Below are 22,902 nucleotides of genomic sequence, written 5' to 3' on the forward strand. Positions count from 1 at the left end.
CATGGCGCAGCACCGGCCCTGTCACGCACGTCCGGTCCGCATCCCAAGTAAAAATCGTGTCGTCCGGGCCAAGGCGTCCCTCGCGGCTGGCGCGCGCGAGCGTTCTTTTTCCTGTCTTCTCCCCGCCGTCATGGTCGCGATAAAAACTTCGCTTTATTCCTGGTTGATGCGTTTCTGGCCTCAGCCGTTGCACGTCCATGGGCGAGAGCGTATCCGGGCCTGCGTGGGGGCCTTGCTGGGGCTGACCGTCACTGGGGTGGTGTCGAGCGCGTTCGGCCATTCAGGGTCGCATTTCATGTTGATTGCGCCCATGGGAGCCTCCGCCGTTCTATTGTTTGCGGTGCCCTCCAGTCCCTTGGCGCAACCTTGGTCCGTGATCGGCGGTAACCTGGTGGCGTCCCTGGTCGGCGTCACCGCCGCGAGATGGCTGCCGGACCCGTTGATGGCGGCATCGATTGCCGTCTCAGTGTCTATCGCACTCATGTTTGTGTTGCGCTGCGTGCATCCGCCATCAGGCGCCGTTGCTTTGACGGCGGTTCTGGGCGACAGTGCTGTGCATTCGGCAGGGTATGCCTTTGTGCTCGAACCTGTGATGCTGAATTCGTGCGTCATCTTGATCTGCGCGCTGTTCTACCACGGCATTACTCGCCATCATTACCCGCACGTCTTGTCTCGCAAGGACGACGAGGCTGCCGTGGAGGACGAGTGGGCAGGTTTCATGCGCCAGGATATCGAGCAAATCCTGGACGAGCGGGATGAATTGCTCTCGGTCGATTCCGAGGACATTTACCAGGTACTGCGCGAGGCCGTCTCCCGCGCCCACGAGCGTCGTACCAAAAGCGTACGGTGCAGCGATGTGATGGTGCCTGCCGCGGCGACCTTGCGGCCCGCAACCACCATGCGCCAAGCCTGGAAGGTACTGAAGCGTCTCGACGTTCCAGGGTTGCCGGTGGCCGACGGAGCAGGGCGTTATCAAGGAATGGTGACGCTGGTCGATCTCTTATTGAGGGCCCGTTCGTCGGGCCGGGGTGGCTGGGCGCTTTGGCCTGGGGCCGCCGGACTGGGAACACCGCTGCGTGATGTGTTGTCTACCGACGCGCCGACAGTGACGCCCCAGACCTTGCTATCTGTTGCCGCGCCGAAAGTCCTGAACTCGCCCGCGCACTGCGTGCCTGTGATTGATGGCTTGGGCATGCTGCGCGGCGTCGTGACGCCCGCGCAGTTGGTTCACGATAGCTATCTGGATAATCTGGGCCTGCCACTGAACTCGCCTTCAACAGAGTCTTCAGTTATCCGGCCCACTCACATCGCAATCTAGCGTTCTGCGTCTGGGCCGCATGAAATCCCGGCCGATTGCCATATTTCTGTCTTGTTGCCTCAGTATCCTTCCACCCATTCTCTGATCTTTGATGTCAGCAAATGTGTGTGCGTAAAATAGGGCCGCATCTTTGAGGCACAATATGCATCACCCGCGACAACGGGAATTTGCTGTCAATGATTAAGGGGGTAGATAGAGATGAGTTCGAGGATGATCGGTGATTTTCGTGTGCGTTGCGATGTCGTTGAAGACGACGAATTAGGCTTCAAAGTGCGAGTCTGGACTCGCCGCGTTGGAGGCACCGCTCCCGAGAAAAGCTGGCCTGTACCCGGCCAGTCGCCGTTCTCAACCCGCACCGAAGCCGAGCAGGGTAGCCTGCAGGTCTTCGAGGGCATCAATGGAGTGAGATTCAATGGTGAACCAGAGTTCGCGCACACGTCCGCATAACGGCTGGTGGCGTGCGCCCAGCACCCCGCGGCGCATGCCCAGCAAGCCTGCACCCGTCAGTGATCAATCGGCCGGGTGAGCAGATAGTTCGTCTGCGCGGCAACGCGTAGCCGGATCAATAGCCGCTTGATTTCTGGGCAGGCTGTTCGCCGGCCAATAAAAAGGGCGGCATTGACATGCCGCCCCGTGCGCTGCAGAAGTTGCAGACAGATCAATCGTCGTAATGGCGATGATGATGGTGGCGCCCGTGGCCCTTCCACTTGTGCCCATGCTTGCCGCGCCAGTGGCGGTGGCCATCACCGTAGTAATAAACCGGTGCTGGGCGAACATAACGCGGCGCACGGTAGACCACCGGCGGGTCGTAATACACAGGCCGGGGTTCGACGTAAACCGGTTGCGGCGCCACATACACTGGCGCAGGGTAAATGATGCCCGGCAAACCGATAGAGACGCCAATATCGACGCGTGCCATGGCGGCGCTCGACATCAGCAGCCCCGCAGCGCTGATCCCGGCAATAATCCACTTTTTCATATGCACCTGCCTTGCTGCTGAAAGCAGCCGAGTTGATAGAACGGCCCTATTTTCGGGTTTTTCCTCATTCAGAACGTGAACGAACGTGCTGCAATAGCGACAATCCGCTACAGAGCGGTTCCGTTCAACAGCGGAATTGACGCGTTGCAGCGCGACTCCTCGAGTGAGCTCAGCAGGGCGGAGAAGCCCTCTGTAATTGACTGAAATTTCCTTGGTACACTGGCGCTCAGACGCTGCAGTTACATTTAAACACCAAGGTTTGTCGATATACTGGACTCATGGAAACGAAAACGCACGATCTCAAGCCCGGCTATTACTGGTACACCATGGAGAGCGATCCCCTGGCCATCATTCACATTCATGATGACGGAGGTGCGACCCTGATGGGAACGGACTATAGACTGCAAGCCCAGGGCGTTGCCGACATGATCCAGCAAGGCGAGCGGTTTTTCTGGATTGAGCCCCCAGCCTTGTAATGGGGCTAGGGCGGGGGTTTGCCTAAGCCGGCACGGGCTTTCCAATTAATTCAAAAACGCCGTTGATGCCGAACTGCACTCCCATGCAGATCAGCAAAAAGCCCATTACGCGCGATATGGCGTCGATGCCGGACTGACCCAGTACGCGATTGATGCGGTCCGCGCTGCGCAGGCAAATCCAGAAAACCGCGGCCACGAGGGCCGCGACCACAATCACCGCCAAGTGCTCGCTGATTCTCAAGCCGCCTTCGCTGTGCATGGTGGAGGCGCTGCTGATGATCAGAGCAATCGTGCCGGGCCCTGCTGTACCTGGCAGTGCCAGAGGGATGAACGAAATATCGCGCGGGGGCGGCCGATGCGGTCCGTGGGGCGTGTCGATACGGACAGTGGGTTCGTTGGGCGCCATATCCATCTGCACGGCTGCCTCGGTTTGGTTGACATCGGGGAACAGCATGCCAAAACCGATATAGGCCACAATCAAGCCGCCCGCGATGCGCAGGCCGGGAATCGAGATGCCAAAGCCTGTCATGATCGCGTTACCGGCATAGAAGCACACCAAAATGATGCCTGCCACGTAAAACGTGGCCCGATCGACCTGACGGTTGCGCTCCTCGCGGGTATATCCCCGGCTCAACGCCAGCAAGAGGGTGACGCTAGTCAAAGGATTGGCGACGGGCAGCAACGTGAACAGCCCCAGGCCCACCAGTTTCAGAAAATCCAGTATCAAGCGACGTCTCCGGAAATGGGCTGGTGTTTGGGCAGAGCCGATTTGGCATCGGTCCCCTGGGGAAACTGCAACTGCACACATAGCCCTGGTTCGGCATTGTGGAGCGTCATCTGGCCGGCATGCAAGCGGGCGATCGCCATGACCGTGGCCAGCCCCAATCCGTAGCCTGGCACATGCTGATGCGCGCGGTAAAAGCGCTCGCCAATCCGGTGGATCTTGTCGGTGGGAATGCCAGGGCCGTTGTCGGTCACAGTCAGTGTGGTGTGATGTGCGGTCTGCGTGACCTCGATGTGGATGCGTGCGCCGTGGCCCGCGTATTTCAGGGCGTTATCCACCAGCGTCACCAGTGCACCCGCGAGCAAGTCTGGGTCGCCGCGCAGGGGGGCGGGCCCGCTCGTGTGCAAGGTGAGTCGGGCGTCTTGTTCCTCGGCCACCGCTTCGTACAAATCGGCCACGTCTGCCGCGATGACATCCAGGTGTACCGGTTCGAAATGTTTGCGTCGCGCGCCGGACTCCAGTTCCGCGATCTGGAGCAATTTTTCCGAGATTTTGACCAGGTCGTCGAGCTCCGCCGACAAGCGGTCAACGTTCGCCCGAATCTCTTGCCGCGTCGCCGTGTTCCAGTCTATGGTGCGCAACCGCACCTGCATACGGGTCAACGGCGTGCGCAATTGGTGCGCCACCGCATCGGAGACATTGCGTACCCCATGCATGAGCCGTTCGATGCGATCCAGCATGCCGTTGATATCGCTGGACAGCAGCGCAAATTCATCTTGTTTGGGATGTTCGGGGATGCGCTGCCCCCACTGGCCTGCGCCAAACTGGGCGGCCGTGTGGCGGATCACCTCGACACGGCGCTGCAAGACCCGGCGAAACAGCGCAGCGCCGAGCAAGACAAGCAGCGCAATCACTCCCGTTGCCGCCAGACTGACCTTCTGAATCACGTCGGTCAGATCATAGAGATCGCGTAAATCGTGGCCGATGATCAGGATCGAACCATCGCGCAGCCTGCGCGCCACCAGATAGCCGTGCGCCGGTTCTCCTCGCAGCAGCACCGAACGCATCACCCCGCTGCCATTGAGCGGAGCATCGCTGGGGTCCCACGCGATATTGCCCACCAGCATACGGCCGACCGGATCCAGCAGCATGAACATTTCTGTGTCGCTATTGACGTGATCTGCCATTTCCAGCGATATCTCGCGTGCCAGGCCTGGCAGCCCGCCTTGCTCGAAGTGCGCGTTCAGGCGCTGGGCTGTGATCTGGACTTGGCGCGAGAACTGCGCTTCCAGGATTTTCACGCTCTGGTAATACACAAACATCAGAGACAGCAATGACGTCAACAACGCCAGAATGCTGTAGTTCAGCGTCAGGCGAAATGCGACCGAGCTCCAGATGGCGCCCAGCATCTGTCCCAGGCGGCGAATCACGCGGCGCCTTGTTTGCCGTCGCCCTCGATTTGGGGCTGCGCAGACAGTCGATAACCAACGCCGCGCACCGTATGAATCAAGGGCGTATCCGTGTCGCCATCGATTTTTTGCCGTAATCGGCTGATGTGCACGTCAATGACATTGGTTTGGGGGTCATAGCGATAGCCCCAGACCGTAGCCAGCAGCATGGTGCGTGTCAGCACCTGATCCGCGTTATTCATCATGTAAGCCAGCAGCTTGTATTCACGCGGCTGCAAGGCGATCTGGCGGCCGCCTCGCGTCACGCGTCCGCTGACCAGATCCAGAGATAAATCCGCGACGGTCAACTGGCGCCGGTCATATTGGGGTGAAGAACGGCGTATCAGCGCCTCAACACGTGCCGCCAGTTCAGGAAAGGCAAAGGGTTTAGTCAGATAGTCGTCGCCGCCGGCTTTCAGCCCCCGGACCCGTTCGTCCAGAGCGGTCAGCGCGCTGAGCACCAGCACCGGCGTTTTCTTGCCCAATGCCCGCAGGGACCACAAAATCGACAGCCCATCGACGTCATTGGGCAACATGCGGTCCAGAATGATGGCGTCCCAATTTTCCGCGGTGGCACGTTGCAAGGCGGTGGGACCGTCCATGCTGATGACCGGGTCATAGCCCAGTTCCTTCAGTCCATTAGCGATATAGCGGGCATTATCGGCGTCGTCTTCGACGATCAGGCAGCGCCACATGGTTCCCCCCTTTAATCATGGAAAGAGCTGTAGCGGCGCATTCTAACGTACGTGCCGGCATGCCCTGGAACAGCATAGAGCTTGCTGGCAACATTGCCAATCCTTAATGATTCTGTAATGACCATAAGCCGCAGAGCATGCGTACCATCGTCAGTGCTATGGATACTCTCGCTTCTCACGCATTTGAACAGCGCACTACGCTGCAGTCGTCGGATTTCGCCATGTTGGCCGATTTCCGATACGAATTGCGCCGTTTCGCGCTCTTCAGCGAGTCAGAGGCTCAGGCACACGGCCTGGCGCCTCAGCAGCATCAGGCGTTGCTGGCGATCAAAGGCCTGGCGGTGGCTCCTACCGTGACCGAGCTCTCCCAGCGTCTCTGCGTCAAGTCCCACACCGCTGCTGAACTCGTCAACCGGCTGGCGCACATGGGAATGATCACACGCCAGACGGACCCCAGAGACGGACGCCGTGCGTTGCTACACCTGACTCCCTTGGCCGAGCGCACCTTGGAATCCCTATCAGCAGTGCATCAAGAACAACTGCAGAACATTCGTCCCCTGCTATTGGGGTTGCTCGAGAAATTCAGTCAATAGAAGCTTGCCGCAGTATTCATGTTTACCGAAGGTTATTCCTGCGGGAAATTGCTGAATATCCGTGTGATTTGCTGATCGGCCGCGATACTGGCTGGCGTGACCAGCAACTGTTCTTGTATTCGTTGCCAGCATCCGGCCTGGTCAGTGGCCTGGCAGTCAGGGTGTCTTTCCCATCGTGCCAGAAACAATGTCCGGACTGCTGGATTATCTACGGCCAGCGTGCCGAAACGCTCTGTTTTGCCGAGCGTAATCCCCGCCGCCTTGAACGCATAGTAGGGCAACTCGCTGCAATAGATCGCGTCCGGTTCGAGGCGAAAGAAAATATCGTAAGGGCGGCCCGTATAACGAGATGCCTCGGCAAGCGCTGTCTGGATACTCTCAGGCGTAGCTGTGTTCAACCGGTAGACGGCATACTGACCCTGCTGTCCCCGTGCCAGGAATTTGGCTAGCGGCGTCTCGCTAACCGTGCGAGCCGCCTCGATGACCACGGGGCCGGATGGAGTCAGCCGAACAATGCCCATGTGGGTGTAGCGGCTTTTTGTGGCGATGCGGATCGCAGCGGACTGCGGCCCTGCGGAGTCCTGGAACACCAAGTCGCCGGTACGCCATTCGGTAAAGTCATGGGCGTACGCCGGCAGGGTGATCAATGCGAGCGACAGGATGACAGTAGTGACGCGGATAGGCATAGGGGTTGAGGAACGAGATACGCGGACACCGCGTTGCTATCGAGATTGACTTCCAGAGATTGTATTGCGCTAGCATGCTGAGCGCCGCTCGGCTCTCGTGCTTACAGTCGCGGACCGACCAATCGATGAAAACGGCCTTATTCGGAAGACGAAAATCATGGTGAAGATCGCTGACTTCGGCAGCTTTGAAACAGTGCCTCCTCTCGTGACGGCGCTAATCGAGAGTGACATTGCTGCGCTCGATGCGGCCTTGGCGAGCGGATTGGATATCGAAGCCGAGATCGAGCTGAGCGAGTACACACAAGAGATTCCGCTGGTGCTGGCGCTCGCGGTGCAGGCGAGTGCTTCTGTGCATTGGCTGGTCGAACACAGAGCCAATTTGAATCGAGCCGATGCGCCTGCTTTTCCGATCGCCGCTCGATACGCAAACCCCGACATGATGCGCTATCTCGTACGGCACGGCGCCGATGTCCATGCTCGAAAGAAAGTCGGTGGCGATGCCTATCAACAAGCGTTGTATGGCAAAAAGATAGCGCATCTCCCTGTTATCGAGTCGCTGGGCCATAGCGTCGCAGAATATGGCGGGGAGGCGTTTCGTTCTGCTGTGTTTGATCGTGATGAGCGGGCAGTTGAGTTTTTCCTTGCGCACGGTGTGGATGTCAATTTCAGGACACGGGATCAAGTGTTTTCCGATAGCGCGACACCATTGTTGGTTGCCGCCCGTAATCGCGACGCGAAAATGTGTCGCCTGCTGGTGGAGCACGGTGCGGACGCGCTGATTACGAATCGCGATGGCGAACGGCCTTACACCGTCGCCGTCGAGCAGGGCGATGACGAACTGGCAGCGTATTTCAAGTCCCTGGAACCGACGGAATTGCACAGCGTGATCAACAAACTATACGAATTAAAGCCGTACAAGCTGCCGCAGGAATTGGTGGATTTCTTGCAAAGCGAACGACGGCGCATCGACTTGCCGGGCTGCGACGTCGGTTTCGTCGAGTTTTTGGGGCTGACGGACACGGTGCCGATTAAGGCCGGTCGCAAGAAGATGCTGCGATTAAGTCGCGAATCGGGCGATTATTCGGACACTCTACTCGTATGGAATCCGAAATCCCAGCGCATCGGCTATTGGGATGTCGAGCACCAGGAATATGGCGATATTGCTTCGTTCAAAGACTTTATGGATCGTCCTGCACAGTATATGAACAAGGTGGTCAATGGCGAGTAGGTGACTGGCCTGACCCGGAAGCACGATGCCGTGACGTGCTCCGCAGATCCATGCTGGTAAAAACTAGCGTTGAGGTGAAGGCGCCGCATGATTGCTGAATGATGCGCGAGGACGGTCTTGCGCGCTCAGTATCCAATCGCGAAAGGCGGCAATCTTCCTCACCTGCTGTCTGTTGTCGGGGCAGACGAGATAGTAAGCGAACTCCTCCATGTTCGTGGCGGGAAGCAACTGGATCAATTTTCCGTTCGCCAGTTCGTCCTCGACCAGGGCTGCTGGCAAAAGTCCTGCGCCTTGACCGGCAAGCACCGCCTTGAGCATAAGCCCGCTGTCGTCGAAGGACGGACCGCGCACCGCTATTCGTTCAGCGACGTTGTGCACGTCAAACCACAAGCTCCAACCTTTTCGTTCGGCATCGTGAACCTGCGGCCAGTGTGCAAGATCAGACGGGTGAGTCGGGGCCCCCAATTTTTCTACCAGATCAGGCGTCGCCGCAGCGATCATCTCGACCGTCACGACACGATCGCTGCGCAGGCCAGGATAACGGCCCATCCCGTGTCGAATCGCAACATCCACGTCCGAGCGAGAAAAATCGACGAGTGCATTGCTCGTGACAATCTGAAGATCAATGTCAGGCTGCGCTTCACGAAAGGACGCTAATCGGGGGACCAACCAGGCGGACGCGAAGAAGGGTGTGACGCTAACGGTGAGCAGGCCAGACTCGGTCTGGGCCGCAATCCGCTCGGATGCCTCCGTGATCTGACGAAACGCGTTGCGTATGGCAGGCAGGTAGTCGCGGCCGGCGTCGGTCAAATAGATTCCCCGCGTCACCCGATCGAACAGCTTCACTCCCAGATTTTCCTCCAGAATCTTGAGCATCTGGCTGACTGCTCCCGGCGTCACGCACAACTCTTCTGCGGCGAGCTTGACCGATAGATGACGGGCAGTGGCCTCGAACGCCTTGAGAGCATTGAGAGGGGGAAGTCGGCGAGCCATGAATTAGAAAATCTATCTCAATAGAATTAATTATTCTGGTTTGTAGAGTGTGATAACGGCAGATTAATCTCCATATTTATCGCACGTCAACGTTGCGGCGGGTGAGTAGATATTTAAAGTTTCTAAATCATATGGGCGCGGCTCGACGTGGGCGCCCGGTAACAGGGCTAAGACGAATGTCATTCGAGGTAGAGTTCCGTGATCTGATCGATGTGGGTGGGCTAATCGCCCAGCGAGCGCTTACCTCTGCGGAGGTCACTAAAGGGCTTCTGGCGCGCATTCAACGGATAGACGGTGGATTGAAGGCGTATGCGCGGCTCTTGGGCGACAGCGCAATCCGCCAAGCGGAGACGGCAGATCGGGAAATTGCGGCAGGCATTCGTCGAGGGCCGCTCCACGGTGTTCCCATCGCGGTGAAGGACCTCTGTTGGGTCGAGGGCGCCCCTACTGCGGCTGGGACTGCGATCCATAAGGATTTTGTTCCAACACGAGACGCGACCGTTGTTCGAAAGCTGAAAGAAGCGGGGGCGGTGCTGATCGGTAAAACGCAGCTTACCGAGGGAGCGTATTCTGACTACCATCCTTCGATACCTCCGGTGCGCAACCCGTGGAATGATGACTATTGGGCGGGCATTTCTTCTAGCGGCTCGGCTGTCGCGGCCGCAGCCGGCCTGTGTTTTGGGGCGATTGCTTCCGATACAGGCGGGTCCATTCGCTGGCCTTCGGCCGCTAATGGAGTGAGCGGCCTCAAACCAACCTGGGGCCGTGTCAGCCGCTATGGAACATTCGACCTTGCGCCTTCGCTGGATCATATCGGCCCGATCGCTCGGAGCGTCGCTGATGTTGCGGCTATCCTCAGCGCAATAGCCGGGGACGATCTCGATGATCCGACGGCCACCCGCCGTCCGGTCGGCGACTACATCGCCGATACGGTCGTCGACGTATGCGGCAGGCGGATCGGTATCGACCGGCGTTGGAATAGCGAAGATGTTGATCCCGAGGTGCAGGCGGCATTGACCGAAGCCCGCGCTGTCTTCTCTGACCTTGGTGTCGAGATTGTGGACGTGTCGTTTCCTGATGTTCGCCAGATCGTGGCCGATTGGACGCCGAACTGCGCTGTCGAGGCAGCTGTTGCGCATCAATCGACCTATCCGCGACACAAGGAGCAGTACGGCTCTATTCTGTCATCGGTCATTGAGAATGGGATGGTGGTTTCGGGGATGGAATATCAACGGATATTGCTCCGCCGGGCGATTTTCCGCGGGCAGGTCGAAGCTTTGTTCTCGTCGGTCGATGCCATCCTGACTCCCATCCATCCGTTTGCTCCCCTTGCATTAAGCACAATCGCGACGCTCGGAGAGCAGCCGGAACTGATTGCGAAGCTGCAACGCTATACCTGCCCCTTCGATATGAGCGGACATCCGGCACTCGCATTCCCTGGGGGATTCTCGACGGAAGGGGTGCCAATCGGCCTGCAATTGATCGCGGCCTCATTCGATGAGGCTTCTCTTTTTAGCCTCGGGTCGGCATTTCAGCGCGTAACGAATTGGCATCGCCGCCACCCCGACCTCGATGGGCGGCGGATAGGATCTCAGATTCCAGGAGTAGCGGGATGAGCATGACTGACCGGGCCATCGCCCTGTTTCGTTGCGCGAAAATGCTGTGCTATCCGGCTCATGGGCGTAAGAGATGACCTTCAAAAAGCTGCCTTTCGGCATTTTCTATGGCTGGCTCGTTGTCGCCGCGGCCTTTGTCATAACCTTCGTCGGCTTCGGAAGCGCCTACACGTTCAGTTCATTCTTTGAGTCGCTTCAGCATGAGTTCGGTGCGTCGCGCGGGTCAGTATCTTTGGTTTTCTCGCTGGCGGGGTTTCTCTATTTTGCGCTTGGTATCGTGTCCGCACCGCTCTCAGACCGGTATGGCGTAAAGGTGCTTTCCGCAGCCGGGATGATTCTCGTCGGGTCGGGGCTTATTCTGGCCGGACGGGCGCAATCCATTATGCAGGTGTATGCAGCCTATAGCGTCGGCATCGGCTTTGGCATTGGTAGTGCCTATGTGCCTGCACTCGGTGCGGTGCAGCGTTGGTTTGTCATTCGTCGCGGTTTTGCGTCCGGCCTTGCGGTCAGCGGCATCGGGGTCGGAACCCTCCTACTGCCGCCATTCGCGACATGGCTGATCTCGCACATCGGGTGGCGCAGCGCGTACACGACGCTCGGCATCGTCTCCATCATTCTCGGCATTCTGGCAGCCTTGCTGATGGAGGACGATCCGGCGAAACGCGGACTGCAGCCAGACGGCGGGCATCGTACCCCTGTGTCGCAAGCCCATTCCCCGCAATCGGGCCTGTCCGTGGGACAAGCCATCCGAACGCGACGCTTCATCGAGTTATATCTCGCATCGCTCATTGGCGCGCTTGGTGTGTTTGTCCCTTTCGTCCATCTGGCGCCTTACGCGATCGACCACGATGCTTCCGCAGCAACTGCGGTGTGGCTGCTTGGTGCCATCGGTATCGGCAGTACGGCAGGCCGTTTCTTTCTCGGCGGCATTGCCGACAAGATGGGTAGAGAGCGGTTTCTGGTGGCCATGTATATCGGCATGGCTGCTTCTTTTGCGATATGGGCTGTCAGCTCGTCCGTCTATCCGCTCGCTTTGTTCGCGATCGTTTTCGGCCTGTTTTATGGGGGTTGGGTTGCGATCCTGCCGGCAGTGGTGGCCGACATGTTCGGCGGGCGCCAAGCTGGCCGCATCATTGGCGTTCTATATACCAGCGTCGCGGTAGGTGCACTCATCGGGCCGAGCGCCGCTGGCTTCGCCTACGATGTCAGCCAGAGCTATTTGATTCCGATCGCGGCCAGCGTTGTATTAAATGTTATCGCGGCGATCATCACCGTTATGGCGGCATATCGACCGGCCGCGTCGAAGGCAGACTGACGAAGCGGCTGGTTCAATCAATGCAAGCAGCGTCTCTAGCAGCTTTTCTGAGCAAAACAAAAGGCCCCTTGCGGGGCCTGATCGTATTCCAGGCAATGGGTGCCTGGCGGAGAGGGTGGGATTCGAACCCACGATACGCCTAAACGTATACCGGATTTCGAGTCCGGCGCATTCGACCACTCTGCCACCTCTCCGGCGGTGCTGTACGGGTTATTTATCGATCGGCACCATGGTCGCGCGCCGATGAACGTAGAGCAGCAAAGCCAAGCATTATACCTGAATTTTTCGCAAGGCAACAAGGCCTGTTATGTCCCCGATGCGGGTGGGGCCTAGAACGGTTGTCATGCCGAGGCCAGTTACACTTGGACTCAGCGTCGGCCAACAGGCCGCGGCCCGATCTCACACAGGAGAACTTGCATGCTCAAAGGAAAAGTTGCGATTGTTACCGGCTCCACCAGCGGTATCGGTTTGGGCATTGCCACGGCTTTCGCGCAGCAGGGCGCGGATATTGTGCTCAACGGTTTTGGCGATGCCGCTGAGATTGAAAAACTGCGGGCCGACCTCGCGAGCCAGTTTGGCGTGAACGTCCTTTATGACGGCGCGGATCTGTCCAAGGGCGAAGCCGTGCGTCAGCTCGTGGCCAATACCGTGCAATCGTTGGGGCGCATCGATATTCTGGTGAACAACGCCGGCATCCAGCACACCGCGCTCATCGAGGACTTCCCCGTCGAAAAATGGGACGCCATTCTGGCGCTGAACCTGTCGGCTGTCTTTCACGGCAGCGCCGCGGCGCTGCCCCATATGAAAAAGCAAGGCTGGGGGCGCATCATCAATATTGCCTCGGCACACGGGTTGGTTGGTTCACCGAATAAATCGGCCTACGTGGCTGCCAAACACGGCGTGGTGGGATTGACCAAAGTAACCGCGTTGGAAACCGCAGGCAGCGGCGTGACGGCGAACGCGATTTGCCCGGGGTGGGTGCGTACACCGTTGGTCGAAAAGCAGATCACGGCCCTGGCGGAACAACATCATGTGGATCAGGACGAAGCCGCTCGAGACCTGCTGAGCGAAAAGCAGCCATCGCTGCAGTTCGTCACGCCGGAGCAACTCGGCGGGACGGCCGTATTTCTCGCTTCCGACGCTGCGGCGCAGATCACGGGTACGACCGTCTCGGTAGACGGCGGCTGGACCGCGCGCTAACTATTTCTAATCGATCAAGGAACTCTGGCACATGCTGTTTTTGCTTTCTCCCGCCAAAAAATTGGATTACGACACGCCGGTTCACATCGAGCAGCACACGCAGCCCTTGTTTGTGAATCAGGCTGCGGGGTTGATCAAGGTCTTGAAGAAACTGTCAGCCTCGGAAGTCTCCGATCTGATGAGTTTGAGCCCCGCGCTGGCTGAGTTGAACGTGAACCGCTATGGGGCCTGGACGACGAAGTTCACGCAGCACAATTCCCGTCAGGCGGTGCTGGCCTTTAATGGCGATGTCTACGAGGGCCTGCAGGCCGAGAGCCTGTCGGCGGCCCGCCTGGAGTGGGCACAGGAGCATGTTGCCATTCTCAGCGGGTTGTACGGTGTGCTGCGTCCCTTGGATTTGATGCAGCCGTACCGGCTGGAAATGGGTACGCGTCTGGTCACGCCCAAAGGCAAGAACCTGTACGAATACTGGGGCAGTACCATTGCGGACTATCTGAATGAACGCCTTGCTACCCAGAAAAACCCGATCATCGTGAATCTGGCGTCCGAGGAATATTTCAAATCGGTCGACCAAAAAGTCCTCAAGGCGCGCGTGGTGCAGTGCGTTTTTCAGGATTGGAAAAACGGCGCCTGGAAAGTCATCAGCTTTCATGCCAAACGTGCGCGCGGATTGATGGCGCGGTACGCCATTGAGCACAAGGTTTCCAAACCCGAAGGCCTGCAGAAGTTCGACGTCGAGGGTTACGCCTATGATGGCGCTGCCTCCAGCGCAGACAAACTGGTGTTTCGACGCAAGGTTTAATACGCCGTTCAACTATGTCCGCTGGATTGCGCGTTTTTCTGTTTTTCTCGCTGGGGTACCTGGTTTCGTACCTGTTCCGCGGCGTCAATATCGGTTTCGGGCCCATTCTGGCGCAGGAACTGCATCTGACTGCCGGCGACCTGGGGACGTTGACGAGCCTGTATTTTCTGGGGTTTTCGTTGATGCAAATTCCCGCAGGCGTGTTTCTGGACACGTGGGGACCTCGGCGGGTTAATGCAGTGATGCTGCTCGTCGCGGCGGCGGGCACCTTGGTTTACGGTTTGTCGGAAACATTGACGGGCCTCATGGTCGGCCGCTTGTTGATTGGCGCTGGCGTCTGTGTGTGTCTGGGCGCGGCCTTTCAGGCCTTGGCGCAAACCTTTCCATTGGCACGCCTGCCCATGATCAACGGTTTGGTCATGGCTGTCGGCGGCTTGGGTGGCGTACTTGTCGGGTCGCCGCTTTCCTGGGCGTTGCACAGCAGCTCGTGGCAGGCGATCAGTATCGCATTGGCAGGTTTCACCGTGGCCGTAGCGGGGTTGATCTGGTTTGGTGCGCCGCGCGAAAGCGCACATCATCGCAGGGCCCCCAGTTTGTCGTCACAGCTGCGTGGCACCTGGGCCCTGTTGCGTGATGGGCGATATTGGCGCCTGGTGTCCTTGCCGGTGATGACGGGCGGCGCGTTTTACGGTGTGCAGTCGTTGTGGGTGCGGCCCTATCTGACAGATGTCAACGGTCTGGATGCCGCGCATGCGGCAGGTTTAGTGTCGTTGATGGGCTTTGCCATGATGGCCGGTAATGTGGGGTTGGGCGCCATGGCTCGTCGCATGGAGCGGCTGGGATTGGGGTTGTATGGGTTTGGCGGGCTATGCATGGTGTTGTTCATGCTGACTCAGGCGTTGATCATGCTGCGTGCGCCCGTGCCTCTGGAAATGCTGTGGGCTGGCTATGGCGCGTTCGGCTCGGCCAACATCCTGGTTTACGCTTTCCTGGCGGGCGAGTTTCCACCAGAGTTGTTGGGTCGCGTCGCATCGACGACGAACTTGCTGATGTTCTTGACGATCTTTTTGTGCCAGGTTGGCATCGGCTGGGTGGTCGACTTATGGCCGGGGCAGGGTGGTACGTATCCGTCGGCCGCACACCTGGCTGCCTGGGGAATCGTGCTGGCCCTGCAAGTAGCGGCTGCGATTTGGTATTTCTGGCCGGAAAAGGGCGGCAAGCGGCAGCGTGCTGTGTGACGCGTGCTATGCATGGCGAACGCGGCGGCACCATCGATACCGTGTGTCGTCGCGTACGGTGACGTCAGCGCTCGTGGACCCGCGGGCGCTGGCCGCTGCGCCCCTGTCGTCACGCGGTCTGCGCAATCAAGACTGAACGGGTATGGCCGACGGACGGCTTTGCGGCGGATCTGCGACCGCTGTCATTTCCTGGCGGATTTGCGTGGATGCGCGCAGCATCTGCTTGATGGGATACGCCAGCGCCGCCAGTTCGCCCGTAGTGTCGAATTGAGTGGGCAAGTCCGTCGATGCCGGGCTGCTGTCGTCGAGCAAATCCACCATACCCTTTAGCGCCTTGCGCATCGGTTCGGGCGTCTCTTTCAATCCCGCGAGCAAGGGAATGGCCGCCGTGATCTGCGAGGCCATGATGTGGTTTTGAATGAGCAGATTGTTGAATTCCGGCACGTTCACCTGATGAGAGCGCGGCTCGCTCATCATGCGATAGAACGCTTCGGCATAATTGCTGAAGGCAATGTGCACGTTCTTGCGCGCAAGGCGCCAGGAGATATCGGCCTGGGCGGGTGAGGGCACGTCGTCTGATGGCGCCATGCCCGCGTTTGCCGCCTGCATGGCTCTGACATAGCTCATGCCCGTACGCAAGTATTCGCGATTGGCGTTGGTGGCCGCGCGTGCCAGCGGCTTCATATAACGCGCTTCCCACCAAGGCAACACGTAGCTGCATATGAGCGCAATGGCGCAGCCCATGGCAGTATCGAGCGCGCGTTCGCCAATGACCTCCATGGATACTGTGCCCGGGGCTACGAAGTGAAATACCATGACCACGAACAGCGTATTGAAAATCGCGCTCGCCATGTAATTCAATTGCACCAGGCTATTGCCCATGATGCAGGCGATGAGCAGAACGCCAAATAGTATGGTCGGCTGAGTCGTGACGTGAAACAGCAGCAGCGCCAGCAGGCAGCCGATCAATGTTCCCATCAGGCGCCAGCCGTTGCGTTGACGGGTCAATGCGAAGCCGGGCTTCATGATGATGACGATCGTCAGCAGAACCCAGTAGCTATGTGCCGAGGAGACTTGCGGCGTCATCCATTGGCCGATTAATCCCATCGCCAGTGCGGCGGCCAGCGTGACGCGCACCGCATAGCGGAAATACGGGGAATCCAGCCGCAGGTTGCTGGTAATCATCCCTATGCGCAGCTCCTGGCGCGACATGAACTGCGTCAGCGATTTGTCGATGCGCAGCTCGTCGGTAGGCTGCGCATCCATGCGCGCGTCGGTGTGGTCAGCCAGTTTGCTCACGATGCGCGAGGCGTTGCGCAGCCGCCGCAATACTTGCACGATGAGAGCCAGCGTTTCGGGCTCGCGTTCGCTCATGCCCTGTTGTTTGAACTGTTCGATTTCGTATTCGATGGCGCGCAATTCCGCCTTGGGGCTGCTGCGATACTGCACGGCGCGTCCGCGCGAGACGTCCAGCGCGATGCGGTTCAATTCCAGCGACATTTTGACCAGCGCGTCACGCATGAATAGCAGGCAATCATGGCCGGCCAGTACTCGGCGTAACGATGCATAGTCCGTATGCGAGGCGACGAGCGTATCGAGCAACTGGAGCATGTTGACAAACATGTTCCACAGCATGACGCGCTCGCTGTCGCCGTAGCCGCGCCCTCGCGGCAGTGTGCGCAGCACGATATCGCGTGCTGACTGATGTTTTTCCGTCATCACCGATTGTGATTGGATCAACTCGCGGTAGATGTCGTCCAGGTCGGTCGTTTCATCGTAAAAACGGCTGCGCGCAGCCATGTAGTCCGCCGTGGCAAATAGCGCTACGGACATGGCCTGACGCTCTTCGCGCAGCCAGAATACGCGGCTGAAGGCCAAGCTGAACGCCAGATAAAACAGCGCGCCGCCCAAGGTCGCCAAGGCGTGGGGCAACACTTGGCTCGGCGTCATCGGCGAATGCATGGTCAGCGTCATGATCAGCAGCCCGCCGAAACCAATCAGGCCGCCGCGTTTGCCAAAGACTGAAAACATCGAAAAAATAAAGCACTGACCGATGATCGCCAGCCATAGCAACACAGGGTAGGTCGACGCTGCGCCAGTGAGTGCGACCGCCATCGTGGCCAGTAACGCCCCACCGAGCATCTCATTGGTGCGGTGCCGTTGAGGACCGCCCGGTTGATCGATGATGGCCAGACACTGTGCGCCAAACGTCGCGACCAGACCAAAGGCGTATTCGCCAAAAATACCGCCCAGCACCAAGACGGGCAGCAACATGCCCACCCCTTGCCGTACTCCGCCAAAAAAGTAGTGGCTATAAAGAAAGCGCGGAATACTGGCAATACGAAAGTCCATGAACGGGCCGCTTTGAAGATGTGATGACGCAAGTATAGAAACAAGTGCGGGCGTGGGGGGCGATAGCTGCGTCTGGGCGCGGGCGTGGCGGTACGGGAGGGTTCTTAAGCCGTTTGCGGCGGCCCGGCCGGGATGGCAGGCGGGACTGGTCGGCTGACTCGTCCCCTGAACGGGGACTCGGCCTGCGTCCGTGACTCCTCGGCGGGCCGGGGGCCAAACTCGCTTCGCTCAAACATGGCCCCCGGACTGCCCCCGCCGAGGAGTCACGGACTGGGCAGCCTCCGACAGTCCCGCCTGCCATCCCGGCCGGGCCGCCGCAAACTCACGGTTGAGGAATCGCTTCGGTCCCCGGAGGGCTTTCTTTTTTTATGGGGGCGGATGAGTGTGGGGAATATGCTAATCGCCGATTTGCTCCTAATGCCGCAACGCGGTAAATTCGCTCTCTTGCGCCAGTCTGCCTATCCGATGCTGGCGCTCAGGCAAGCGTGCCGCCCAGACTACATTCCAGGCGCTACGCCCCAGTAATACCTGCTGTTGGCCGCGTCACAAGCGTGTGTTGCCAAGGCTTCCATTTCGACCTCGAACGTCCCCGTGGGGCGTTTTGCACTGCGTTCCCGACGAATGCGTGCCAGGTTGGCAAGGTGTTTGGGTGGCGAGGTTCCGTGAATCTCAAAGCGCCAGATCATGTTGTCGGCGTTGGTATTCGTTCGGTTGCTGCCGTATCAGGGCGTGCAACAGTCAGGAAAACAGGGCCGGTCCTGAAACAGGAAATGAATATCATGGAAACCATAGGCGCCGATATACTCGTGCGCTGCCTGGCCGAAGAAGGCGTCGAGCACGTTTTCGGCTATCCCGGCGGCGCTGTGCTGTACATCTACGACGCAATTTTCAAGCAAGACAAATTTCAGCATATCCTGGTGCGCCACGAGCAAGCTGCCGTGCATGCCGCCGATGCCTATTCGCGCGCGTCGCAAAAGGTCGGCGTATGTATCGTCACCAGCGGCCCCGGCGTGACGAATGCCGTCACGGGCATCGCCACCGCGTACATGGACTCGATCCCGATGGTCATCATCAGCGGACAAGTCCCCACGGCGGCCATAGGCGAGGATGCCTTCCAGGAATGCGATACCGTGGGGATCACACGTCCCTGCGTCAAGCACAACTTCCTGGTGCGTGACGTCAAGGATCTGGCCGATACCCTGCGCAAAGCCTTCTATATCGCCCGCACCGGCCGTCCCGGCCCCGTGTTGGTGGATGTGCCCAAAGACGTCAGCCTGCAGCCGTGTAAATACGTCCCCGCCAAGGGCGAGATCAGCATGCGCTCGTACGCGCCCGTCAACAAAGGCCACCAGGGGCAAATCAAAAAAGCCGTGCAGATGCTGCTGGCTGCCGAGCGCCCCATGATTTACTCGGGCGGCGGCGTCATCCTGTCGGATGCTTCGGACGAGCTGCGCCGCGTGGCTGAGTTGCTGGGTGCACCTTGCACCAACACGCTGATGGGCTTGGGTGCCATGCCGGCGACCAATCGTCAATTCGTGGGCATGCCGGGCATGCATGGCACCTACGAGGCCAACATGGCGATGCAGCACTGCGATGTGCTGTTGGCTGTGGGCGCGCGCTTTGACGACCGCGTGATCGGCAATCCCCGTCATTTTGCGCAAAACGCGCGCAAAATCATCCATATCGATATCGACCCCTCGTCGATTTCCAAGCGGGTGCGGGTGGATGTGCCGATCGTGGGCAACGTGAAGGACGTGCTGATCGAACTCATCGCGCAATACAACGCCGCGAGAGCCGAAGCCAAGCCGGCTTCGCAGGAAAAATGGTGGCAGCAGATCGAGGCATGGCGAGGCAAGGAATGCCTGAAATATGCCCCCTCCGACGAGGTCATCAAGCCGCAATTCGTGGTGGAAAAGCTCTGGGAAGTCACCGGCGGCGACGCCTTCGTGACCTCCGATGTGGGCCAGCACCAGATGTGGGCGGCACAGTACTACAAGTTCGACAAGCCGCGCCGCTGGATCAATTCCGGTGGCCTGGGCACCATGGGTGTGGGCTTGCCGTATGCCATGGGGGTACAGATGGCGAATCCGGGATCGGAAATCGCCGTGATCACGGGTGAAGCATCGATTCAGATGAACATCCAAGAGCTGTCCACCTGCCAGCAATATCATCTGACGCCCAAAATCATCTGCCTGAACAACCGTTTCCTCGGCATGGTCCGGCAGTGGCAGCAGATCGATTACGGCTCGCGCTATTCCGAGTCGTATATGGATTCGCTGCCCGATTTTGTGAAAGTGGCCGAGGCATATGGTCACGTGGGTTTGCGTATCGAACGTCCGGCTGATGTCGAGCCTGCGCTGCGCGAAGCATTCAAGAAGCACAAGGATCGCCTGGTCTTCCTGGATTTCATTACGGACCGCACAGAAAACGTGTGGCCCATGGTGAAAGCCGGCCGCGGGCTGACCGAGATGCTGCTCGGTTCCGAAGACCTGTAAGGAGGCGGTCATGAAACATGTGATTTCCGTGTTGATGGAAAACGAACCCGGTGCGCTGTCGCGCGTCGTGGGGTTGTTTTCTGCGCGTGGCTACAACATCGAGACCCTGACCGTGGCCCCGACCGAGGACTCGACCTTGTCGCGTCTGACGGTGGTGACGGTCGGCTCGGACGAGGTCATCGAGCAGATCACCAAACATTTGAACCGTCTGGTCGATGTGGTCAAGGTCGTCGATCTGACCGAAGGGCCGCACATCGAGCGCGAGCTGATGTTGATCAAAGTCCGGGCTGTCGGTAAGGAGCGCGAAGAAATGAAGCGCATGGCCGATATTTTCCGTGGCAGCATCATCGATGTGACCGACAAGACGTACACCATTGAACTGACCGGCACGCAGGACAAGGTGCAGGCATTCATTGACGCCCTGGATCGCAGCGCCATCCTGGAAACCGTGCGCACCGGCGTGTCCGGCATCGGGCGCGGCGAACGGATCCTGAAGATCTAACAGGCATTTTTGCCTACACCCCTACTGCATTAACTGAATTCAAAATAATCCGGAGTACACAACATGAAAGTTTTTTACGACAAAGACTGCGACCTGTCCCTCGTTAAAGGCAAAACCGTTGCCATCATCGGCTACGGCTCGCAAGGCCACGCCCACGCCCTGAACCTGCATGATTCGGGTGTGAAGGTCGTTGTTGGTCTGCGCAAGGACGGCGCATCGTGGAAAAAAGCCGCTAACGCCGGCCTGGAAGTCAAAGAAGTCGCCGAGGCCGTCAAAACCGCCGATGTGGTCATGATGTTGTTGCCCGATGAAAACATCGCTGCGGTCTACCGCAACGAAGTTCACGCCAACATCAAGGCTGGCGCCGCGCTGGCATTCGCTCACGGTTTCAACGTGCACTACGGTCAAGTCGTGCCCCGTGACGACATCGACGTCATCATGATTGCCCCGAAGGCTCCTGGCCACACCGTGCGTTCGACGTACGCTCAAGGCGGCGGCGTGCCCCACCTGGTGGCCGTGTATCAGGACAAGTCCGGCTCGGCCCGTGACGTGGCCCTGTCGTACGCCAGCGCCAACGGCGGCGGCCGTGCCGGCATCATCGAAACCAACTTCCGCGAAGAAACCGAAACCGATCTGTTCGGCGAACAGGCCGTGTTGTGCGGCGGTACGGTCGAGCTGATCAAGGCAGGTTTCGACACCCTGGTCGAGGCCGGCTACGCTCCGGAAATGGCTTATTTCGAGTGCTTGCACGAGTTGAAGCTCATCGTTGACCTGATCTACGAAGGCGGCATCGCCAACATGAACTACTCGATCTCGAACAACGCCGAATTCGGCGAATACGAGACCGGTCCCAAGGTCGTCACCGAGCAAACGCGCCAAGCCATGCGTCAATGCCTGACCGACATCCAGACGGGCGAGTACGCCAAGAAATTCATCCTGGAAAACGCCGCCGGCGCTCCGACCCTGACCTCGCGCCGCCGCATCAACGCGGAATCGCAGATCGAACAAGTCGGCAGCAAACTGCGCGCCATGATGCCTTGGATCGCCGCGAACAAGCTGGTCGACAAGTCCAAGAACTAAGGTCGCATTAGTCCCGCTTTGCCCCGCGAAGAGGCAGGGCAAGAAAGGCATCCTTTCCCAAGGATGCCTTTTTTTTGCCGCCGGGCCGCCCCAAGGCAAAAAGCGCCCCCTTGGGGGGGCAGCAAGCCGAAGGCGCAGCGTGGGGGGGCGCTTTTTTTGCCGCCGGGCGGACTCAGTAAAGACGCCGGCCTTGGGGCATAAGCCCCGGTGCAGCGCAGTCTCGGCAGACCATTGGGTGCCCCGGCAAATTCCGGCTGGCACGCCAGTTGCGATGGGCCAGCAAGCCGTTAGCACGGCGTTAGCGGCCTTTTTTCCTTACGAATGAGTTAACCTTTCAGCTATTCGCCGCCACTTTTTGTAAATATGCCCAATTTTTCAATGCGAGATTCTGAAAATCGTCATCGCAGCATCTATTTGCTGCCCAACGCCTTTACCACCGCGGCGCTGTTTGCCGGCTTTTATGCCGTGGTGCAGGCGATGAACGATCGTTTCGAAACCGCCGCCATTGCGATTTTCGTTGCCCTGGTGCTGGATGGGATGGATGGCCGGGTGGCGCGGCTGACCAATACCCAATCGGCGTTCGGCGAACAATACGACTCCCTGTCGGACATGACCTCGTTCGGCGTTGCGCCGGCGCTGGTGATGTACGAGTGGGCGCTGCATGATCTGGGCCGCTGGGGATGGCTGGCCGCATTCGTGTATGTGGCAGGAGCCGCTCTGCGCCTGGCCCGCTTCAATACCAATATCGGCGTCGTCGATAAACGCTATTTCCAGGGGCTGCCCAGCCCGGCTGCCGCTGCGCTGGTGGCGGGTTTTGTCTGGCTGGCGATCGATAACAAGCTACCCCTTCAGGATGGTGTGCTGAGCTGGGTGGCGTTCGCCCTGACCATGTATGCGGGCGTCACCATGGTGTCGAATGCCTCGTTCTTCAGCGGCAAGAGCTTTGCCCTGGGCCGTAGCGTGCCGTTCTGGGGCATTTTGCTCGTGGTCGCCGTCTTCGTCTTTGTTTCCAGCGATCCCCCGGTAGTCCTGTTCGGCCTGTTCGTGCTCTATGGCCTGTCCGGATGGGTAGTGATGTTCTGGCGCTGGAATCGCGCCAGAAAGTTTCAGCAAGAACGCCGCTCGCACCCGGATTGAGCCAGTCCGCATTGAGGCAAAACGC

At 58.9% G+C, this 22,902-nt stretch carries 21 protein-coding genes and 1 tRNA gene; 14 read left to right on the forward strand and 8 right to left on the reverse strand.

The window, feature by feature from the left end; genetic code table 11:
- The first annotated feature begins 130 nt into the window (after positions 1-130).
- On the forward strand, positions 131-1,318 hold the full coding sequence (locus CAL20_RS05585) for an HPP family protein (RefSeq protein ID WP_179266621.1): 1,188 nt from the start codon (positions 131-133) through the stop codon (positions 1,316-1,318).
- A gap of 198 nt (positions 1,319-1,516) precedes the next feature.
- On the forward strand, positions 1,517-1,765 hold the full coding sequence (locus CAL20_RS05590; RefSeq protein ID WP_094820090.1) for a hypothetical protein: 249 nt from the start codon (positions 1,517-1,519) through the stop codon (positions 1,763-1,765).
- A 211-nt stretch (positions 1,766-1,976) separates the two neighbouring features.
- Here CAL20_RS05590 and CAL20_RS05595 read toward each other — a convergent pair whose 3' ends face one another.
- Complete coding sequence (locus CAL20_RS05595) at positions 1,977-2,297, reverse strand: virulence factor (RefSeq protein ID WP_094837392.1); 321 nt, start codon at positions 2,295-2,297, stop codon at positions 1,977-1,979.
- A 278-nt stretch (positions 2,298-2,575) separates the two neighbouring features.
- Here CAL20_RS05595 and CAL20_RS05600 point away from each other — a divergent pair, with 278 nt between their 5' ends.
- Positions 2,576-2,773, forward strand: coding sequence for a hypothetical protein (locus CAL20_RS05600; RefSeq protein ID WP_176456441.1), 198 nt, complete (start codon positions 2,576-2,578; stop codon positions 2,771-2,773).
- Between the two features lie 22 nt (positions 2,774-2,795).
- On the opposite strand, the gene CAL20_RS05605 is transcribed toward CAL20_RS05600, so the two are convergent.
- Genes CAL20_RS05605 through CAL20_RS05615 form a run of 3 tightly spaced genes read right to left on the reverse strand, consistent with a single transcriptional unit; the run spans position 2,796 to position 5,640 of the window.
- On the reverse strand, positions 2,796-3,500 hold the full coding sequence (locus CAL20_RS05605) for a MarC family NAAT transporter (protein ID WP_094837393.1): 705 nt from the start codon (positions 3,498-3,500) through the stop codon (positions 2,796-2,798).
- Complete coding sequence (locus CAL20_RS05610) at positions 3,497-4,927, reverse strand: sensor histidine kinase (protein ID WP_094820093.1); 1,431 nt, start codon at positions 4,925-4,927, stop codon at positions 3,497-3,499. The genes CAL20_RS05605 and CAL20_RS05610 overlap by 4 nt, the downstream gene beginning before the upstream one ends.
- Entirely contained in the window at positions 4,924-5,640 is a 717-nt protein-coding gene (locus tag CAL20_RS05615) for a response regulator transcription factor (RefSeq protein ID WP_094820094.1), read from the reverse strand. The genes CAL20_RS05610 and CAL20_RS05615 overlap by 4 nt, the downstream gene beginning before the upstream one ends.
- 137 nt (positions 5,641-5,777) lie before the next feature.
- Here CAL20_RS05615 and CAL20_RS05620 point away from each other — a divergent pair, with 137 nt between their 5' ends.
- Positions 5,778-6,233, forward strand: coding sequence for a MarR family transcriptional regulator (locus CAL20_RS05620; RefSeq protein WP_306431362.1), 456 nt, complete (start codon positions 5,778-5,780; stop codon positions 6,231-6,233).
- A 32-nt stretch (positions 6,234-6,265) separates the two neighbouring features.
- Here the strand turns inward: CAL20_RS05620 and CAL20_RS05625 are convergent, their stop codons facing one another.
- Positions 6,266-6,919 (reverse strand): YiiX/YebB-like N1pC/P60 family cysteine hydrolase, encoded by a 654-nt coding sequence (locus tag CAL20_RS05625; RefSeq protein ID WP_094820095.1) that lies wholly within the window; start codon positions 6,917-6,919, stop codon positions 6,266-6,268.
- Positions 6,920-7,076: 157 nt separating this feature from the next.
- Here CAL20_RS05625 and CAL20_RS05630 point away from each other — a divergent pair, with 157 nt between their 5' ends.
- Entirely contained in the window at positions 7,077-8,147 is a 1,071-nt protein-coding gene (locus tag CAL20_RS05630; protein ID WP_094837394.1) for an ankyrin repeat domain-containing protein, read from the forward strand.
- A 63-nt stretch (positions 8,148-8,210) separates the two neighbouring features.
- Here CAL20_RS05630 and gcvA read toward each other — a convergent pair whose 3' ends face one another.
- Positions 8,211-9,140 (reverse strand): transcriptional regulator GcvA, encoded by a 930-nt coding sequence (gene gcvA / locus CAL20_RS05635; RefSeq protein ID WP_094837395.1) that lies wholly within the window; start codon positions 9,138-9,140, stop codon positions 8,211-8,213.
- A gap of 176 nt (positions 9,141-9,316) precedes the next feature.
- On the opposite strand from gcvA, the gene CAL20_RS05640 reads away from it, so the two are divergent.
- Together CAL20_RS05640 and CAL20_RS05645 are read left to right on the forward strand one after the other, a co-directional pair.
- Positions 9,317-10,756 (forward strand): amidase, encoded by a 1,440-nt coding sequence (locus CAL20_RS05640; RefSeq protein ID WP_094837396.1) that lies wholly within the window; start codon positions 9,317-9,319, stop codon positions 10,754-10,756.
- A 73-nt stretch (positions 10,757-10,829) separates the two neighbouring features.
- Positions 10,830-12,071 (forward strand): MFS transporter, encoded by a 1,242-nt coding sequence (locus CAL20_RS05645; protein ID WP_094837397.1) that lies wholly within the window; start codon positions 10,830-10,832, stop codon positions 12,069-12,071.
- A 104-nt stretch (positions 12,072-12,175) separates the two neighbouring features.
- Here CAL20_RS05645 and CAL20_RS05650 read toward each other — a convergent pair.
- A tRNA-Ser gene (locus tag CAL20_RS05650) sits at positions 12,176-12,265 on the reverse strand.
- Positions 12,266-12,488: 223 nt separating this feature from the next.
- Between CAL20_RS05650 and CAL20_RS05655 the strand changes: the two genes are divergently transcribed.
- The 3 genes from CAL20_RS05655 to CAL20_RS05665 are packed head-to-tail and all read left to right on the forward strand — an operon-like array spanning position 12,489 to position 15,311.
- Positions 12,489-13,271 (forward strand): 3-hydroxybutyrate dehydrogenase, encoded by a 783-nt coding sequence (locus tag CAL20_RS05655; protein ID WP_094837398.1) that lies wholly within the window; start codon positions 12,489-12,491, stop codon positions 13,269-13,271.
- A gap of 31 nt (positions 13,272-13,302) precedes the next feature.
- Positions 13,303-14,073 carry a peroxide stress protein YaaA gene (yaaA, locus tag CAL20_RS05660; RefSeq protein ID WP_094837399.1) on the forward strand — a complete coding sequence of 257 codons (771 nt, stop codon included), beginning with the start codon at positions 13,303-13,305 and terminating at the stop codon, positions 14,071-14,073.
- Positions 14,074-14,087: 14 nt separating this feature from the next.
- Positions 14,088-15,311, forward strand: a complete 1,224-nt coding sequence (locus CAL20_RS05665; protein WP_094837400.1) for an MFS transporter — start codon at positions 14,088-14,090, stop codon at positions 15,309-15,311.
- A gap of 126 nt (positions 15,312-15,437) precedes the next feature.
- On the opposite strand, the gene CAL20_RS05670 is transcribed toward CAL20_RS05665, so the two are convergent.
- The gene (locus CAL20_RS05670) at positions 15,438-17,663 is read right to left on the reverse strand and encodes an FUSC family protein (protein ID WP_094837401.1); all 2,226 of its coding nucleotides are present in this window, start codon (positions 17,661-17,663) and stop codon (positions 15,438-15,440) included.
- 779 nt (positions 17,664-18,442) lie between these two features.
- Between CAL20_RS05670 and CAL20_RS05675 the strand changes: the two genes are divergently transcribed.
- From CAL20_RS05675 to pssA, 4 genes are all read left to right on the forward strand, one after another.
- Entirely contained in the window at positions 18,443-20,158 is a 1,716-nt protein-coding gene (locus CAL20_RS05675) for an acetolactate synthase 3 catalytic subunit (protein WP_094820173.1), read from the forward strand.
- Positions 20,159-20,168: 10 nt separating this feature from the next.
- The gene (gene ilvN, locus CAL20_RS05680; protein WP_094820104.1) at positions 20,169-20,660 is read left to right on the forward strand and encodes an acetolactate synthase small subunit; all 492 of its coding nucleotides are present in this window, start codon (positions 20,169-20,171) and stop codon (positions 20,658-20,660) included.
- Between the two features lie 63 nt (positions 20,661-20,723).
- Positions 20,724-21,740, forward strand: coding sequence for a ketol-acid reductoisomerase (gene ilvC / locus CAL20_RS05685; RefSeq protein ID WP_094820105.1), 1,017 nt, complete (start codon positions 20,724-20,726; stop codon positions 21,738-21,740).
- A 363-nt stretch (positions 21,741-22,103) separates the two neighbouring features.
- Positions 22,104-22,877, forward strand: coding sequence for a CDP-diacylglycerol--serine O-phosphatidyltransferase (gene pssA / locus CAL20_RS05690; RefSeq protein WP_094820106.1), 774 nt, complete (start codon positions 22,104-22,106; stop codon positions 22,875-22,877).
- Positions 22,878-22,902 lie beyond the last annotated feature (25 nt).

Source organism: Bordetella genomosp. 4 (assembly GCF_002261185.1).
Lineage (GTDB): Bacteria > Pseudomonadota > Gammaproteobacteria > Burkholderiales > Burkholderiaceae_B > Bordetella_A.